Source organism: Thiocapsa sp. (genome assembly GCF_018399035.1).
GTDB lineage: Bacteria > Pseudomonadota > Gammaproteobacteria > Chromatiales > Chromatiaceae > Thiocapsa.
Genome location: NZ_CP073760.1, coordinates 5,374,636 through 5,390,909, shown reverse-complemented (window position 1 = coordinate 5,390,909; position 16,274 = coordinate 5,374,636). Strand labels below are relative to the sequence as shown.

Sequence of the window (16,274 nt, the reverse complement as noted above, 5' to 3'; positions counted from 1 at the left end):
CGATTGACCGGACGCAAGATCGCTCCGGGCATTCACGCGGCCTCGGATTCCACGATGCCAAGATCCATGCCCTCGATGGTGGGGATCGGATCGTGATCACGTAACTTGAGAATCAACCACTCTTCGAGAACCTCGCGCAACTCGGAGCGACAGGCCTCCACGGTCGCCGCGTTGGCCCAGACACCGTCAAATCCGAGGATCTCGGCAAACCATGTTTGATCGTCGAGCTTTTTATAGTCGGAGCGAGCTAAGGCTGCGTGAATGTATTCAGTTAGCATGGGATTCCTCGCAGGGCTTTGAGAAACGAGAAAAGACGGCAACGGGGTCTAGGGTCTTGACATGTGCCTATTTCCGCTCATGGCTGTGGTTCGCGCTAGCTGGAAGTTCGGCGCCGAAACAGCAGATCCGCCTGCACCGGCTCACCTTGGTGGACATGGGTATTGAAGCGCCCGTCCAGATTGTAACCGGCTTCGATCAGAAAGTGCTCGATCTCCTCGTGCAGGGCCTGGCCCTCGTAGAGCTCGACATAGGATGCCTCGACATAGACCGCATCGACGTTCGGCAGCAGATCGGTGGCGCCCTTGAGCACCTCCAGCTCGAAGCCTTGGACGTCGATCTTCAGCTGCGCGGGCCGCTTCGGGGGTGTCGGGTGGCAGGCATCGAGACGCTTGATCGGCACGCGCAGCTCCCCGGATTCTTCCATCCCGTAGATGGCCTTCTGGCGTGCGCCCAAGGCGAGGAGAGAGGAGGAGTCGGTGCGGGTGGCGAGATGCATGCGGCCTTCGCCGGGGGCGGCTCCCGGGGCGCAGTCGTGGATCTCGGCCTGTCCGCGGGTGACGCGGGCGAGCTTGGCGCGAGGTCCGGGAAGCGGCTCGAAGCAGATCAGCCGGGCCTTGGGCCAGCGATCTCGGGGGGTTCCGGGAGATCGCCTGTTTCCGGGGCGGATCCCAGCATGGAATGGGGGGATTCGGGGGTGTTGGCGTTGTTGCCGATCGGGGACGCTGTTTGGCTTTCGGGTATGGGGGTGAGGATGGCGGGGCGTTGTTGGAAGGTGCTCGTAGGGGGCTTCGTTTGGCGTTTTGGCCGTGGTGGCACTTGGCGCGGAGCGCCAGGGGCATGCGTGACACCGCAGAGCGGTGTCACGAGTTCGTGAGAGCGGTGTCACGAGTTCGTGAGAGCGGTGTCATGAGTTGGTGGGAGCGGTGTCACGCGTTGGTGAGAGCGGTGTCATGAGTTGGTGGGAGCGGTGTCACGCGTTGGTGAAAGCGGTGTCACGCGTTGGTGAGAGCGGTGTCACGAGTTGGTGGGAGCGGTGTCATGAGTTCGTGAAAGCTGCATGGGTGACGCTGCGGAGCGGTGTCACGAGCGACTGATGTTTTGGGTGGCCGGTCTTACGAGCGAGGCCGGTCTTGATATGCAACATCGGACAAGAAGTGGGCGACGTCCCCTTCCGATTGCCTGCGCGAGCACATCAATGCACCACCTCATCCAGACTCTGCGCGACCTGGATGCGCTCGGACCAAGCGAAAAGAAAAATGGCGTGGAGCGTCTTCTACCCCGAGACTTGCAAGGATCAGATCGAGACGCCGCCGCGCCGCCGCAACATCGACGCCCTGGGCGGCGCGCTCTTCGAGCAGACGGATGGCCTGATCCGCGAGCTCCGCGCATTGCTCGGGGTCGAGGATCTGAAGCACCGCAGCGACCTCGTCGAGCGTCGCCGAGAGGACGGCCGGGGCGAGCTGGTCCGGGCCGATCGGCGACGCGGGGTGGAGCAGATCGGCATCTACCGACCCACCATCGCTATGTACGCTTCGGACCGGGGATTATGCAGGTCGCCACACATGTCGCTCTGTGAGAGGGCTTAAATCGTCCCGTATACGTCAATTCGGCTCGTCTGGCTTCAGCAGTTATCTCCGGCGCCAGCTCCCTTCCCGCAACGCCACAAGAAACCATCCCCCGGCAAAGCCGGGGGCTTTGAATTCGTGAGCCGCTCAAAGCGGCACCTGACTAGCGGTTAGAAAGGAGCTTCCGCCACGCGCCGAATCCACGATTCGGGGCGGGGACCGCAAGCCGTGGTAGCGACCAACAAGCGGGTCGGCAGGGCGTGCAGATCGAAGCGGCGATTAAACCGATAGGCGATCGCGCCCAGGTAACGCTCGGCATACTTGCCGAAGTCGAAGCTGTGGTAGGCCCCGCTGAAGCTGGTCTTGAGGTTGCCCAGAACGGTGTTGATCCATTGGAACATGGGCAACTCCTTGGGTTTGCGCGTCCCGACGACGGTCGGCTGGTGGGTGCAGCCGATGTCGGTGACGCCGGCGAAGCAGGCCAGGCCATCGGAGACGACGGTGCTGGTGGGGGCGAGGTTCGCGCCCGCCCACGCGGCGATGGCGGCTCGGGTGAAGCCGGACACCGGGGTGAACTTCGCGCGCATCGGATGACCCTGATCATTGAGGGAGACGGCGCCGACGAAGGGCACCTTGTTCTCCGAGCCCCGCCCTGCGGTGCCGCCGACGAGCTCGCCGCCGAGGTAGGCGTCGTCGACCTGCACGGTCCCGCGCAGCACCGTGGCGGCCTCGCGCTCGACCATCGCCTGCATCAGCTTGTGATGGATCAGCCAGGCCGTGGGGTAGCTGACCCCGAGGTCGCGTTTCAGCGCCAAGGCCGAGAGCCCGGTCTTGGCTTCGCCGATGAGATCGATCGCCAGGAACCACACGGTCAGTCCCAGTTTGGTGCCTTCGAACAGGGTTCCGGCGATCAGCGAGGTCTGGTGATGGCAGGCATTGCACTGGAAGGTCTTGCGGGTGCTGCCGCGCAGCACGCAATGCGCGGCCCCGCCGCAGCTCGGACAGCGGAACCCGTTCGGCAAGCGCGTACGCTCCAGCGCAGCCGAACACTGCGACTCGGTGCCGAAGTGTTGGAAGTGCTCGAACAACGACATCCCCTGCTGGAACTGGATCCGATTCATGGCCATGGCAGACTCCGTCGGGTAGTGGGCTTGGGAGTAGTCTGCGCCGACCGGTGGCTCGTTCCGTGAGCCTGGCGGAAGATTCTTTCTAATTATGAGGGGTTAAACCGAGGAGCGCATTAATCGCAAAATCAAGTGCATCCTCGTTCCAATCGGCACTATTACCGTCAGTTGCCAAGTCATCTTGTACATCTATCGAAGTCCGCATAACCGGGTTATCGGCAGTGGCTGCGCGCGTCACCGATGACTGCCGAGAAACCGAGGCGCCTTCCAACCGATCTCTGATCTCGCGATGACTGAGGGTCCGGAGACCTGACTCTGCCAGAGCAAGCAATGCCGTTGCCCGTGATCCACGCGGGATACTTCGCACATACTTCTCGAGCTCCCGGCAATCCGCACCGAGCCGTAGCCGTATCGTGGGCAGACCAGAGTCAGCGACCGTTGTTTCCACACGCGCACGGCGCATTTCGAATTGGCTGGGCCAGCCGTCTTGACCACAGCCGGCGGCATGAATCAGCACCAGCAAGCGCCGGATGCGCAGCTTCGCCGGCAAATCCATTAGATCATCCACCAGCAGGCGACTTCCTTGTGAGAGATCAACGCGAATCCAGGCCATAGCAAGAGAACTCTCTGAAGGTAGCTGGCTCATAGACAGCTTCCGATTCGTAAACGGACATCGGTAAACAAGCATTTACCTGTACGTCAACCAAGTGCAAAACGCACTGCTAGACCGCCCCGTGACGACACGCAGACCGATACTCCGTCTAGATCATGCCTCACGCCGCCATTGTTATGGCTCGCGTGTCACCGCCAAGGATAACCGAAAAAACCGACTCGTTTCACAAGAAGATCGAGACGCTGAAGCCGCCCGAGCGCATGGCAGTCTCAGCTGCTCCGAAGCCCATTCCAAAGCCAACCCGATCGATGCCAACACTCCCTATCAAGGCAATCACTGAAGAGTGATACATCTTGGCTTTCGGGAATGTCACGTCTTCTTTTCCATAATATCTAACTCTATGGAAAGGGTCCTGCAGGACGCGGCCTTTCTGGAAAAGCGACAGATTTTTCCATATAGCCTGTCAGCCCTGCACTCTAGCGCGGCACTAAGACTCGGAATCGGCATTACGCTTCCGAGCACGCGGGTTCGTCGCCGGAGTGCACGTCCCGAGCGCGCAGAGACCGCGTTGCTCCTACTACCCGCAGGGGCCGCCAAGATGCCTGGGTGCGACGTGCCCCAACCCACGCGCGCAGGGCATAGTCGACCTGCAGTTCGCGCTGTCCCAAATCCGCCCAAAAGTCATTCTCCGCGACTTTCCCTGAGGCGTCCTGTCTTCGGAAGTCGATCTTCATGACATACGCAGCCTAGGCTCGCCCTGAAAGTCACCCTCCACGACACTCCAGCAGTCGCCCAGTCGCGAAAGTCGCTCTCCACGACATTGGTTCGGGCCACCGCGACCAAGACTCGTCGTCCGAAGATACCCCATCCAGGCCGCATTAAGGTGTCGCGGTTACTACTCAGTCAGCTGGTGCAGAAAAAGGACGATTTTTGCCCGCTTTTCCTCACTCGATCGCAAAAAACGCTTGTTACGGTTGATGCTCCAACCAACCTACGAGGAACCCATATGTCGATCCAGACAGCCCATCCGTATCTTTCGGATTCTCATGCCTACGCCGCAATCGATCGAACAGTGCGCGCCAGAATGATGCGCCTCCTGAGGGAGACCTATGATCTCATCGTGATGCACATCCACTGGTTAGATCAAATGAACCGAATAAGACCATTCGCCGATCGCAGCCAGCTCAGTGTTCGCGTGCGGCTCCTCGGCCCCTTACGAATGACGCTAGGCGACGAGTGGGCGTACATCACCCTACAGCGAGGAAAAGACGGAAAGGTCTATCGGCAGCGCCATTACATCCCGACACGCTCCTCCGCGAAAAGAGCCAGTGCCGGCGTCATGCGTCGGGCTCGTAGCTGGGAGCGAGATGCCACTCACGCGCTCCTTGCGAGAATCCATGAGATACATACTGAGTGGGGGCATCTAGCGACAATACGCCGCCATCTCATCGCCGCTGCTACGATCGCAGTCGAGCCCTACACGCCTGAGCCGATGCCGGAGGTCAGTCTCCGAAAATTAGTCGACGCGTCCAAGGATGGCGCCAATCGTTATATGGGCGAAATAATGCAGCAGCATCATCGAGATGGCACAGGTCCTTCCGCCCAATCGGGAGAAAAGGGTATTCCGAATTCATGGAAGTACGTGCCACCGGATCATCGTGATGACGACTCCTGATCGGTCCTAGGTCAGATATGCATCGCTTGGCGTAAGACTGCCCGGCCATCGAGGCCGGGCAGTCCCCCACCGTCTCGGCACAGCTCCAAGCGGCTGTGATGACCGAAATCATCGCAGACCAAATTTCGAAGCCCCAACAAAAAAACCGGGCCTAAGCCCGGTTCCGTCACCCGACGCCAGTGCCGACGACCACGCAACCCCGCCGGCAACCGATGCCAGATTCGAGTACCCTGCGACCTTTCAAGCGTCATCGGTCATGGCCGGAGCGGCGAGGGTTTTCGGCAGCGCGCGTTCGGTCCCCTACCCTGCCGTCAGTCGGACAGGTAGAGCGCGAGAAGCGGCGCCAGATTCAGCAGCAGGATGGCGAGCTTGTAGGCGGCCATGCCCGCATAATGAATCGCGTCGAAGGTCTCGACCGAGAGCCTGAACCATCGACTGTGCAGGCGAAACATCCAGTCGTGGGCCAAGGCGAAGCCCACGAACCAGAGAAGCAGAAATCCGTAGTTGATGCCGACACACCAGAGCAGGAAATCCGTGTTGCCTGTCGTCGTCATACCTCACCCCCGTAGCCGCTGATCGCAAGATCTCCAGCAAGCCGACAAGGTCCGCCGCAGGTCATCCCGGCCGACCAATGGCGTGGCTTCGCGCAGATCGCAGATCTCACCTGGCTCAGTCCGCGCTCTGCAGGAAGAGAACCGACGTGACGTCACCGACTCTGTTCGCCTTGCGCGCGTAAGGCAGAATCTCCGCTTGGTCGTAGGTCTGCCGTACGACCCTGTAACGGCCAACGTACTCCCAACAGTTCACGCGCCTCTTCACGAACGTCGGGACCGCATCTGCCTGTCGCGTGAGTTGGTCGGCGGTCCCTTCGATGATCGGTCCCCGACCGGCGAGTACGATCCGCGGTGCATCCGGATCGAACGCGGGATTAAAGAAAGCACGGACAGGTCCGGCTGGTGTTCTGTGGGGGCACCGCGACCAGGTGCCCACCACTCCACGCCGTCTTGTAGTCCAGTTGCCGGCGAAACTCGAACCAACCCTGGTCGAGAATGGCTTTGTTCAGGCCGGACTTGGCCCGAACGTTGGTGCCCGGCGCTTCCACCGTCCCGGCCGCCGACGCCGACATGTTGCGAACCTGCAAGTCCTCGATGCACACCATCGCGTGGTTTTGGCTGATCGTGGTCGTGGTCTTGTGCAGGTCGTCGCGCCGGGCGTTGGCGATCTTGGTATGGATGCGCTGGACCTTGGCTTTCGCCTTCATCCAGTTCTTCCCGAACTTGGTCTTGCGGCTCATGGCGCGCTGCGCCTTCGCCAACGCCTGTTCCTGGCGTTTGAAACTGCTCAGGGGCTCGAACACGGCGCCGTCGCTCAAGGTGGCGAAGCGGGCGATGCCCATGTCGATCCCGACGGCCGTTTGAAACGGGGAAAGTCGGCCCGCTTGGCGAAGAAGTTGGTATAGGCCCGCTCCAGGTCCTTGAGGGTCTGTTGTAGGGCTTGGGATGGGGTGTCGCAGAGCCAGGCCGTCGCCGGGGCGGCCTTCCACTCGATCAGGGCACTGCACAGCCCGGCATACCCGAGCCGCTTTTCCCCAGCCGCATACCGCTCCTGCTGCATCGCCAGCGCCTTGTTGAAGACGAACCGGCACGATCCGGCGAAGCGGCGCATGTCGCGCGCCTGCCCGCCATCCGGCATCAACTCGAATTTGAACGCTTGGAGACGCAACATAACCTGGAGTATATTTTGGTCTATGACACAAGACAACGACATTAGACGCGGCAGACACTGCGTCTTTCAGATGCACGTCCATTTGGTCTTTGTGGCGAAATACCGCCGCAAGGTCTTCGACGCTGCCGCGATCGACACCCTGCGCGGGATCTTCGCCAAGGTCTGCACCGACTTCGAGGCCACGCTGGTCGAAATGGACGGCGAGCACGACCATGTGCACCTGCTGGTCGCCTATCCGCCAAAGGTGGCGGTGTCGGCCCTGGTGAACAGCCTCAAGGGCGTCTCCAGCCGCCTGCTGCGCCAAGAGCGCCAGGACATTCAGCAGCGTTACTGGAAAGGCGTCCTCTGGTCGCCCTCCTACTTCGCCGCCTCCTGCGGCGGTGCCCCGATTTCCATCGTGCGCCAGTACATCGAACAGCAACAGACTTCCACCTGAACAGATGCCGGACGGGTCCACCGTCCGGCGCTATCCATCCCCGCCCTGAACGACGGGGCTTTTCGCGCAAGACTGGTAACAGTCTCCAAGATCGAACATCGACGACTCCTTCGCTCAGACGCTCAGCACAGCTTGGTGAAGTGGATTCCGCAATCCTCCAGGGTTTTCAAGACGATCCGGACCACCTGCGTCGGCTCGATACCCTTCATCCACTCGGTGATGCGACCGGACGGTCCGCGGATCCGGTAGGGTCCGAGCTGTTCGGCCACCAGTCGCTCCGCCCTCTCCAGATCCTGAATTGAAACGGCAGCGATGGCCTGAAAATTGGCATACCGTACGCCAAACGTCTTGCAGTAGTTCTTGCCTCGGTTCCTCAGGCTCCTTGCCTTCCCGAACTTGCAGTTGTCGCGGTTGACAGCCACGGATGTTTTTGGCGACTCCTTGCGGCTATGCCGATTCTGAAATCGCCACGAAACTCACACCGTCTCCGGACATGAAAACTGATCGCGCGTCTGTTTGCCCTACTAAGTTTCCTTCAATCACGCGCGCAGGACATTGTTTGTTTAGGCACCATAGCCGATTTGAGCGGCTCACGGATCGAAAGCCCCTGCCTCTGCCGGGCAATGGTTACTCGCTTCGAGATCCACCCTCCCCGCCCTGCCGACTCGGTAGACGCGTACGGTCACGTTTTCGTTCAATGGAAACTCCCGAGGCGTCTCGCAGCGACGAGCCAGTGCGACGAGGTCTCGCATGTATGCGAGACCTTCCGCCACGGTCTCGTCGTTCAGCAACTCGGGGGAGCCGTCCAACAGTGGCTGGGGAAGAAAGACAATCGACTTGCAGCGGGCGCGGGTGATGGCCACGTTCAGACGATTGCGCCCATAGATGAACTCCGCCTCCATGGCTGCGTATTCGGGGTCGGAGACGCCGTAGGAGACCAGAACTGCCTCGGCTTCCTGGCCTTGCATCTTGTCGACGGTATCGACGAATGGCGAGGCGTCCCAGTCCCGTTTGTTCGCCAACTGTCGGCGGATGGCGCCGATCTGACTGTGGTGGGGGCTGATAATGAACAGGTGGTCCTTCCAAAACTCCCGGTCGTCTTGCACACCTTCCATGTCTTCGCGCAGCGCGATCGCCAGCGCTGCGACCAGGTCGGCCTCGGGCTCGTTGGCCTGAGCGGCTTGAATCCCGTCAGTCGCGACGATGACGAGCGGATAGTCCGGATCACAGCAAGCGCCGAGAAAGCCTTGTCGCTCGGCGCGGAGTCGCAACCGACGATTTGCGATCTCATCATTCGCGCAACGGAAGCTCGGGCCGTAGATCGCGCGTGAAGCGTCCGTCAGCGTCTCGTTCATGCGCCAGTTCTCCAGAAGCTGGCAGAGCGGCGCGCCGTCGCGGCCAGGCCGCTGCCGGAGCAGGTCGAGTACGGAGCGATGCAGGACAGGTTCATCGTCCGGTGGGTCCGGATATACACCATTGACGATCGGGCCAAGCTGAGCGTGATCGCCGGCCGCCACGAGCCGACCTTCCGACGTCACTCGCTCGATGGCAATGCAGGCGTCCGGTGTCTTGAGCTGGGACGCCTCGTCGATGAGGACCAAGTCGAATTGGTAGCCAGACTTGAGCAGTCCCCAGACCGTCGAGCCCACAACGCAGCAGGAATGGTTGGCCATCCAATGGTCGAGTGCGTCCTTGCCGATCAGCTCCACGTTTTGGTCGTCGTCGCCCTGCCAATATCCAACCTTGCCGACGACTGGAGTCGGCCCGAACCGCGATTGGGGGGCGTTCAGCAGCTTGCGCAGTAGATTTTCAATGGCTGCGTGGGTCATCGCAGTGACCAGTACACGGAAGGGGCGCTCCAGGTGCGTGTACATGGCGGCAAGTACTTGGATCAGCGCGACGAGAAAGTGCGTCTTGCCGGTACCAGGCGGACCCCAGACTGCGGTCACTCGACTGTGGGCGGTGGTCCTCAAGGCGGCCTCTTGGCTACCGGTGAGGGACAAGGTAGGCAGGACTGCTTCCAGCAAGCCGTGCTCCTGGGTAGAGACCGGCGGTCGGTTCGAGGCGGCTCGCGGATCCGCCATCAATTCGACACAGAGAGACGTCTCATGCTCGATGCCTTCGAGGACCTTCACCAACCTTTCACTGTTGAAGTCCATGAAGCGAGGCAGGAGCAGGAAATCGCCCCCGACCGGACAGTCGCCCTCAATGGGCTGTACCCAGTCGAGCCAGCATCCACCGGCGTAGCCCAGAGTGTCGTGTTCGATCGTCGTGATCGTGGCGATCCCCAGGTGCGGATCCGGACGCCCCGCCCACATTTGACGTCTGCGGGACCAGTCGTCGAACTTGACCTGGGCTCGCATACCTCGGTCCGTGTCCCGCACGACCAGCCACCGCGTAAAGTCGCTGGCATCGAGCGAAACCCCGCTGGTCGTCACCTCGAAGTGGCCACCGCCGAGATGGCGGATCGGAATCAACTTTCCCTTGGCCGCTTGCATCTCCCTGGCTTCGGCGCGCGTGTCGCGGATGGCGAGTGCGGAGAGGAGGGCCTCGTATCTGGCCAGAAAGGCCAACCGCGAGAGCTGCGGATGCGAGATTCCCGTGGCCGCAGCGAGACGATGCTTGGGAGGCCAGGTGACCAGCAAGTCACCCGCGAACTCACGGACAGCCCGGAGGAACGCGCGGTAGGCATAGAGGCGGTTTGCGGCCTCCCGGCGCAGCGTGTCGAGATTTGTCGGTTCCCCGTTCCAGGCGTCGAGCAGCAAATCGGCGCGAACGCCATGACCGAAGGGATAGTGGAGATCGCTGTCGCGTCGCAGCTCGAACTGCGAGCCGAGCTTCGTCAGCGCTTCGGGAAGGGTGTAAGCCACGTCCACATGCAGCGCGAGCAAACGTCCGGCCGCAGAGACCAATGGGATGATCGGATGGCAGACCAGATCCTCCGGATGCTCCGCCGCCTCCAGCATGTCCGCATTCTGCAGGTGGAACAAGACCGTCATCGCCTGCTCCGCCAGTGCGGGTTCGTAGAGGCATTCCAGCAGCAAGTGCTCCAAGTGCTCCCGTTCCTGCGCACTATAGCAATACAGCTGGAGCGAGAGCTGATCGCTCCAGTTACTCTGCTGCTCGTTCCAGCGGTGGACAGTTGTCAGAATCGCATGTAAGCGGTGAAGAAACCGCTCGCGCACCCCTGCGCAGTCTGCTTCCTGTTCCCCGAGCAGGATGTAAGGCATAGCCTTGCCGCTCTCACCGAAGAGCAGTTTTCGCGTCTCCTCTTTCCCGCTCAGCAGCATCCCGGTCAGCCACGTCCGGTCGGCGACCGGTTCAGTCTGGACCGTGATGAACAGGGCCAGGTTCTCCCCTCTGGGTAGGGCCGGGTGGAGGCTGCCGAATGTCACTGGCTCGTCTGCTTGGTACGCCCGCAGGCGCCGTTCCAATCGCGGACGTTCTCCAGACAGCGACGCACATTCAGCAAGGATGGAATCGATATCCGGCCGGGCCAGGGCCGCCCGAAGTCCGTCCAGGTTGGACACCTGCAGTCGTTTGCGGAGGAAGCGCTTTCCATACCCAGTGATTCCCACGAGGCGGGATGGGTCGTCTTTCTCGCGCATGTCCGCATGGCAGTCGAGCAGGTATTCGCACCATTCGCAGCGATGGGACAGATGCCAATTCAGCTCATCCACGGGCGAAGCAAAGATCTCCGGAACCCGTTCCAGCAGATCGTCTACGTGGGATGCCACCAAGGCCAGGTCGAATGTGTGGGGCCTCTCGGCACCGCCGAGCCAGGCTGCGCCCTGCTCGAGGTCCACGACTCCCTGCAATCCAAGCTCCCGCACGATGGCGTCGAGCTCCATCGTATAGAAGTAAACCTGCACGCGGTAGGGTAGGCGCAGGGCTGCACCGCGCTTGATGTCGATGATCCGATAAACACGTTCTCCAGACTGCTCGGCGACCTCGATGAGATCGGGCCGATTGTCCGGGATGCGCACCAGATCCGGGGCCAGGCCCCAGCGCTGGTAAAGCACGTCCGGAGCCCGGAGGGTGGGCTGGTAGATGTACTGGCCGGGTTGCGCCTGGAGCAATTGCTCGAGGGTCTCCTCTCGGCCCCAGATCCGGTCGGCGATCGAACCGTCACCCGGGGCAATTCGGGCTTGCTCTCCCAGGTAGTCGCGCAGCAGTGTCTCCTCCCAGGCGCGCCCGCTATCGAGCACCGCGCTCATCAGCGTGCCGGTGTCGTAGCCCCGGTCCGGCACTCCGTTCTGCCCCGGATTGCGCGTCGATCGCCAGCGCAGGAAGCGCTCGCAGTCGTGGAAGAAGTACCGGCCCAGTCCGGAGGGGCTGATGGCGAAAGGGGCGGTCATTGGTCTTCCTCGTCCTCAGGCGGCTCGAAACCCGAGAGCGAATCACCCGGATCAAGTTCGGTGGCTTCGAATGGCGTCTCAGTGCGCTCAACCTCACCCAGCCAACATTCGCCCTCGAACAGGAACTTCAGCTGTCCCTTGTGCCGCGTCCAGGAAATCGGATGTACGCCGGGATTATCCGAGCGGTTCTGGTCAACCACGTAGAGCCAGTACTCGATATTTTCGTCTTGGTTGTGCACGGCCATCTCGAATTGCCTCCAGGAGATGGCGACCGCCGCGGTCTCGTCGAAAACCCCGGACATGCCCTTGATCTCGATCCGGCGGATGTGACCGGATATTGAATCGAGGCTCTCCACGTCGAAGCCCGGATTGGCGTCTGCTTTCGCCTCCGCGACACGATGTCGGGCCTTTTCGAACTGGAGTACGGCTTCCTTTTCCCGATGGTCGTCTTTCGGCTGGCGGTCATCGGCTCCGCCGCGGCCTCCTTGAATCTGGAGCCAGTAGGGGCGGTTGCTCGCACCATTTCCGCCTCTGGCGCCAACTTCGCCGGACGTTTTGCCTCCACCGCCTGGCCTCGCTCCAGCTTCGCTGCTCTTTCCACCTCCAGAGTTGCTTCCGGTGCCCGTACCTGATCGGACTCCCGTGCCGTCTCCAGCAGCCGTGCTGGATCTAACGTTGGAATCATCTCCGCTGCTGCTCTTGCCTCCGCCCCCGGAGCTAAGGTCAGTTCGAGTGCCACTTCCACCGCCGGCGTCGGCATGGTTGTGGGCATGGCCTTTCCCATGATCGGCGTTCGAGTGTTCTCCTTCCGGACCCGAGTCCTCCTCCTGGGATCGCCTCTGCTCGCATCCCTCAGCCGAATCCGGACAAAGAAGGTCGACGCCCAGCGCGTCTGCCAGGATCGCGATGGAGTTTTCGAAAGGTCCCTTGTTCTCCAAGTTGACGAGTGCCACGGTCAGGAAGGGGATCTCGGATCCGCGCTGAGAGAGTTGGAAGTGCTCCACGAGTTGGCTGGCCGCCTCCGCTGCAAACTCCTGTGGTGTGCCTGCAAGGTGCAGAACGCCGTCTTCCACGTAGGCCCGAATCGGGCGACAAGCCTGTTCCACACGCAGAGCGATGCGGTCCAGGTAGCGGATCTCCATCAGGGGTTTGCGGTTCTCTAGACGGGCGAGTCCGAGCGTCAGGGCGCGCATGCGCGGCGCGTACTTGGGCTGCTCCAAGACGCTGCCCGGGACCAGCTCAACCGTCTCCGACAGCAGGCCAATGCCCAGCTCTCGGGCGACCAGCTTGATCTGTGCGGGTTCATCGCCCAAATGCGCGGAGCTGACCACGATGCGATCCCCTGCCAGCAGTCTCCGCACCAAAGGGGATTGAACGTCATCCACTGCAAGGGATTCCCCGAGCGGATGCCATTGCTTGGACCCGAAAAGCATGGCGTCCGCTTTGACCTCCTGCCAGGCCATGGCGAGTGAATGGTCACGGTCCGCGTCGTCGAGGACGTATCGATAGGCGGCGGCGATGTGCCGTCTGAGTTCGTCGATGCCGGCGGTGGGGCGCGAAGACCAGACGTATCGGAGGAAATCCAGGGACTGCTGGCCAGTGGTGGTGCTGGGGAAGGCCGGTATCCAAGCGCACAATGCAGCCTCTAGGCGAGGCTCCAGGTCAGTGACCGCAAGCACCCAGCCCCCGAGGCCCCCGCGCTGCTTCGGGCCAGTTCCGGTTCGCTCGACGAGGCGTGAGATGGGGAACCTACCCCGGATGCGGATCTGATCGAGGGCCTCATGGATGGACTGCTTGGTCGTCGATCCTGAATCCAGCTCGTACTTGGCCTCTTCCAGCAACTCCGCCAGTGTACTTTCTGTCAGAGCCTCCCGGCCGCGCCGCAGTAGGCGGCGGACTGCTGGGGAGCGCGGCACCCCCGCACCGAACTCAACCCCTTCGGCCTGGAGTCGGTTTGCCAATCCGGTGTCGATAATGGCAACCAAGGCGTCATCGAAGTCCGGGTGGGCTTCGAGAAGCAGGTCGGCGGGGCGATGGCGGGCGCCATCGCTTCCGAGAACCCAAGCCGTTTCGCTGAGTGCCTTCACCCAAGAGCAGGGGCAGGTACCTGGAGTGTGCTTGCGCCCGTAGTAGTATGAGACGGCACTGAGACGCCCCCGATCCTTTAGGAAGCGATTTTCGCGGGTCAACCAATCTTGCAGCGCGTGTGCGGCTGCGGCGTCTAGCCCGAAAGGCAGCTCGTAGTCGACCAGCGTGTATCCTGCTACGTTTGCATCCTCCAGTTGCCCAAGCTCGATGCCGAGTTGCTTCGCGAGCGACGGGCGATGTTCCCGCCAGAATTTCTTGGGACTTTCTTTGAGCTCCCCGTGCCCACGGACACCCAGTGCCTTCAGGAACGCGATGACTCCGTCCGGATCATCGAGGGCGGCGTAGAGCTCGTCCAGGGCAGGCAATCGTCGGAACAGGCGGCGCCGGTGCTCTACTCCTTCAACGAGCGGATCTGACATCAGGGCTTGCGCCGGCGGTTTGGGTCCGGCTTCCGTGAGCACCGCCGGCACCAAATCCTGGCGGCTCGGACCGAGCCCCATTGCCCAACCGGTCAGTTCAACCAGGGGAAAAGGCTGATCTGCGGGCGCCTCGTCGACTGCTTGAGCGATCAGCGCTGCGAGCTCGACTCGCCTGTTGTGCCGATGAACCCAGTGGACGGGATTATTCGCGTCCGATGTGTATCCAGTCGGAGCCTTTAATCCGACTTTGTTCGTAACCCGCCTCAAGGGGATCTGCTCCGGCGTTGGCAGATACCCTGCTAAAGCGGTTCGGATTGCAAGTCCATCCGGCTTCTCGTTACTCGGTGATTCCTCGTTTAACCAGATGCTCTCTTCTGCCGGAATCCAGGTGCCGGCCTCCGTGGGCACGACGGGCGCATCTTCCCAGCCGCGTTCGGCGACGCCGCTCCATAGCGCCAACAAGGCGTCGATCTGTTCGTCCTTTTCCAGGCTCTGCCACCACTCGGGCAGCGCTTCTGGCCAGGGCAGACGATCGAGATCCAAGTCTTGCCCCCAGCCCAACCAGTCGGCGAAGGATCGGGCGTCTGGACCCATCAGCCGCTCGTCCAAGGTCTCGCACCCGAAAAGGACGTCCGGACTCCAGTCGGGCCGGTGTCCAAAGCCGCTCAGGAAGCGACCTCCGAGACGGGCGACCGTCTCTGGCGGAGAGAAACGGCGCTCTCCCCGCCCGTAGATCGGTACGACCGGGCGGCCCGACAGCCGCTCGGCGACGGCGCCGCGAAGCCTCTCCAATGCCTGGTCGATCTGGTCCCCATCGGCATTCGGGATGCGCAGGGCCCGGTAGCCGCCGACGCGTTGCTCGTCCATCAATTCGGGGCTGGCCAGCCATTCCAAGAGCAGGCCGATGAGGTTCGGGACCTGGGCCAGGATCTCCTCCTGCCAAGCGTTGCCGTCGATGTCGCGCAGTCGCTGCCGGTCCACGTTGACCAGCCAGTCCGCCTGGATGTGAAACCCTGTAGGAGTCCTGTCCTGCGTCGGAAGCGTGGTGTACGCAAATGCCTGGTCAGGTGGAACCGGCATGCCGTTGTCGTCCAATGGGAGCAGAGCGATCACTTCCCGCTCTCTGCGTCGGCCGTCGTCGGTCAGCTCTTCGTTGAGCTGGCGGCGGACTTTCAAGAACTCCGCCATGGCCGCGTCGGTGGGTGTGTAGGAGGCGCGAAACAGGTGCCAGCGCCTCGTTTCCAAGGTATCGTCGCGGTCGATGCGGATCTCGCCGTTCTCGAGCTTCAGGTTGAAATTGGTCTCCCCGATCGTGAGCTGCCGCAGCCCGCGAGCTGCGAGCACGGCCAGAGGAGTGAGGCCATTCGCTTCCAGCCTCGACAGGTCATTGGCAAGGGGGCGCTCGTGGCGGATCGGCCGCTCCATCCTGAACAGCGTGGTGAACCCGGGATCCGGGTCCTCCAGGTCTGGATCCCAATGGGGAAGCACGGTGTCGATCCAGCGGGTGAGCTCGACACCGGAGGCCCCCTTGTCCACGTCGACGTCAAACCGAAATCGCCAGTCGGAGCCGCACACCCGCGCCGTTCGGAAGCGGGAGAACGCTGCCTTGAACCCGACGCCCATGAACCCGATGGTGGACAACCCCTTAGTGGACCCACCGATCCGGGACAGGGCCTTAACATGCTTTTCCGCCAGCGCATCGGCCCCGTCGTGCTGGAAGCTCAGCACCGTGCCGTCGCTGGCGTAGAAGAGACGCCGGGCCCCCGCGTCCAGCGCGTTCTGGGCCAGCTCGAAGATGTACATCCACTCGTGGTCCAGCGAGGCGTCCAATAGACTCGCCAGCGCATCGATCGCATCGCGGTACTTTTTCTCGTTGGTCCCGCGTAGCTCGTCAATGAAATGCTGCTTTTCGGTCTCCATAACCTCTCCTCGGCCCGTTCCCGGACTTCTTTCCTCGCCTATTGGAATCGGCGCAAGCCTTTGCACGCAATG

13 protein-coding genes are annotated in these 16,274 nt (G+C 61.9%); 3 read left to right on the top strand and 10 right to left on the bottom strand.

The features are described 5' to 3' along the window. Positions 1–32: 32 nt before the first annotated feature. Together KFB96_RS24520 and KFB96_RS24515 are read right to left on the bottom strand one after the other, a co-directional pair. On the bottom strand, positions 33–278 hold the full coding sequence (locus KFB96_RS24520) for a hypothetical protein (protein WP_213455965.1): 246 nt from the start codon (positions 276–278) through the stop codon (positions 33–35). Positions 279–373: 95 nt separating this feature from the next. Continuing rightward, positions 374–1,165 carry an FkbM family methyltransferase gene (locus tag KFB96_RS24515; RefSeq protein WP_213455967.1) on the bottom strand — a complete coding sequence of 264 codons (792 nt, stop codon included), beginning with the start codon at positions 1,163–1,165 and terminating at the stop codon, positions 374–376. A 370-nt stretch (positions 1,166–1,535) separates the two neighbouring features. Between KFB96_RS24515 and KFB96_RS24510 the strand changes: the two genes are divergently transcribed. Beyond that, positions 1,536–1,865 carry a hypothetical protein gene (locus KFB96_RS24510; protein WP_213455969.1) on the top strand — a complete coding sequence of 110 codons (330 nt, stop codon included), beginning with the start codon at positions 1,536–1,538 and terminating at the stop codon, positions 1,863–1,865. A gap of 149 nt (positions 1,866–2,014) precedes the next feature. Here KFB96_RS24510 and KFB96_RS24505 read toward each other — a convergent pair whose 3' ends face one another. Next, a complete protein-coding gene (locus KFB96_RS24505) occupies positions 2,015–2,971 on the bottom strand; it encodes an IS1595 family transposase (protein WP_213455971.1) in 957 nt (318 codons plus the stop codon). A gap of 82 nt (positions 2,972–3,053) precedes the next feature. Continuing rightward, positions 3,054–3,614, bottom strand: a complete 561-nt coding sequence (locus KFB96_RS24500; protein ID WP_213455973.1) for a hypothetical protein — start codon at positions 3,612–3,614, stop codon at positions 3,054–3,056. Positions 3,615–4,491: 877 nt separating this feature from the next. On the opposite strand from KFB96_RS24500, the gene KFB96_RS24495 reads away from it, so the two are divergent. Next, on the top strand, positions 4,492–5,256 hold the full coding sequence (locus tag KFB96_RS24495) for a hypothetical protein (protein ID WP_213455975.1): 765 nt from the start codon (positions 4,492–4,494) through the stop codon (positions 5,254–5,256). A gap of 311 nt (positions 5,257–5,567) precedes the next feature. On the opposite strand, the gene KFB96_RS24490 is transcribed toward KFB96_RS24495, so the two are convergent. The 3 genes from KFB96_RS24490 to KFB96_RS27215 form a co-directional block, all read right to left on the bottom strand. Next, positions 5,568–5,810: a DUF6868 family protein gene (locus KFB96_RS24490; RefSeq protein WP_213455977.1), complete on the bottom strand. Its 243-nt coding sequence runs from the start codon at positions 5,808–5,810 to the stop codon at positions 5,568–5,570. 374 nt (positions 5,811–6,184) lie between these two features. Continuing rightward, positions 6,185–6,652, bottom strand: coding sequence for a transposase (locus tag KFB96_RS27220; protein WP_300970978.1), 468 nt, complete (start codon positions 6,650–6,652; stop codon positions 6,185–6,187). Then, the gene (locus tag KFB96_RS27215) at positions 6,625–6,981 is read right to left on the bottom strand and encodes a transposase (protein WP_300970977.1); all 357 of its coding nucleotides are present in this window, start codon (positions 6,979–6,981) and stop codon (positions 6,625–6,627) included. The genes KFB96_RS27220 and KFB96_RS27215 overlap by 28 nt, the downstream gene beginning before the upstream one ends. Before the next feature lie 22 nt (positions 6,982–7,003). Here KFB96_RS27215 and tnpA point away from each other — a divergent pair, with 22 nt between their 5' ends. Further along, on the top strand, positions 7,004–7,417 hold the full coding sequence (gene tnpA, locus KFB96_RS24480) for an IS200/IS605 family transposase (RefSeq protein WP_213455979.1): 414 nt from the start codon (positions 7,004–7,006) through the stop codon (positions 7,415–7,417). 122 nt (positions 7,418–7,539) lie between these two features. On the opposite strand, the gene KFB96_RS24475 is transcribed toward tnpA, so the two are convergent. From KFB96_RS24475 to KFB96_RS24465, 3 genes are all read right to left on the bottom strand, one after another. Continuing rightward, a complete protein-coding gene (locus KFB96_RS24475; RefSeq protein ID WP_213455981.1) occupies positions 7,540–7,839 on the bottom strand; it encodes a GIY-YIG nuclease family protein in 300 nt (99 codons plus the stop codon). Between the two features lie 168 nt (positions 7,840–8,007). Further along, positions 8,008–11,775: an AAA domain-containing protein gene (locus KFB96_RS24470; RefSeq protein WP_213455983.1), complete on the bottom strand. Its 3,768-nt coding sequence runs from the start codon at positions 11,773–11,775 to the stop codon at positions 8,008–8,010. Beyond that, positions 11,772–16,202, bottom strand: a complete 4,431-nt coding sequence (locus tag KFB96_RS24465; RefSeq protein ID WP_213455985.1) for a DUF3883 domain-containing protein — start codon at positions 16,200–16,202, stop codon at positions 11,772–11,774. The genes KFB96_RS24470 and KFB96_RS24465 overlap by 4 nt, the downstream gene beginning before the upstream one ends. Positions 16,203–16,274: the final 72 nt, after the last annotated feature.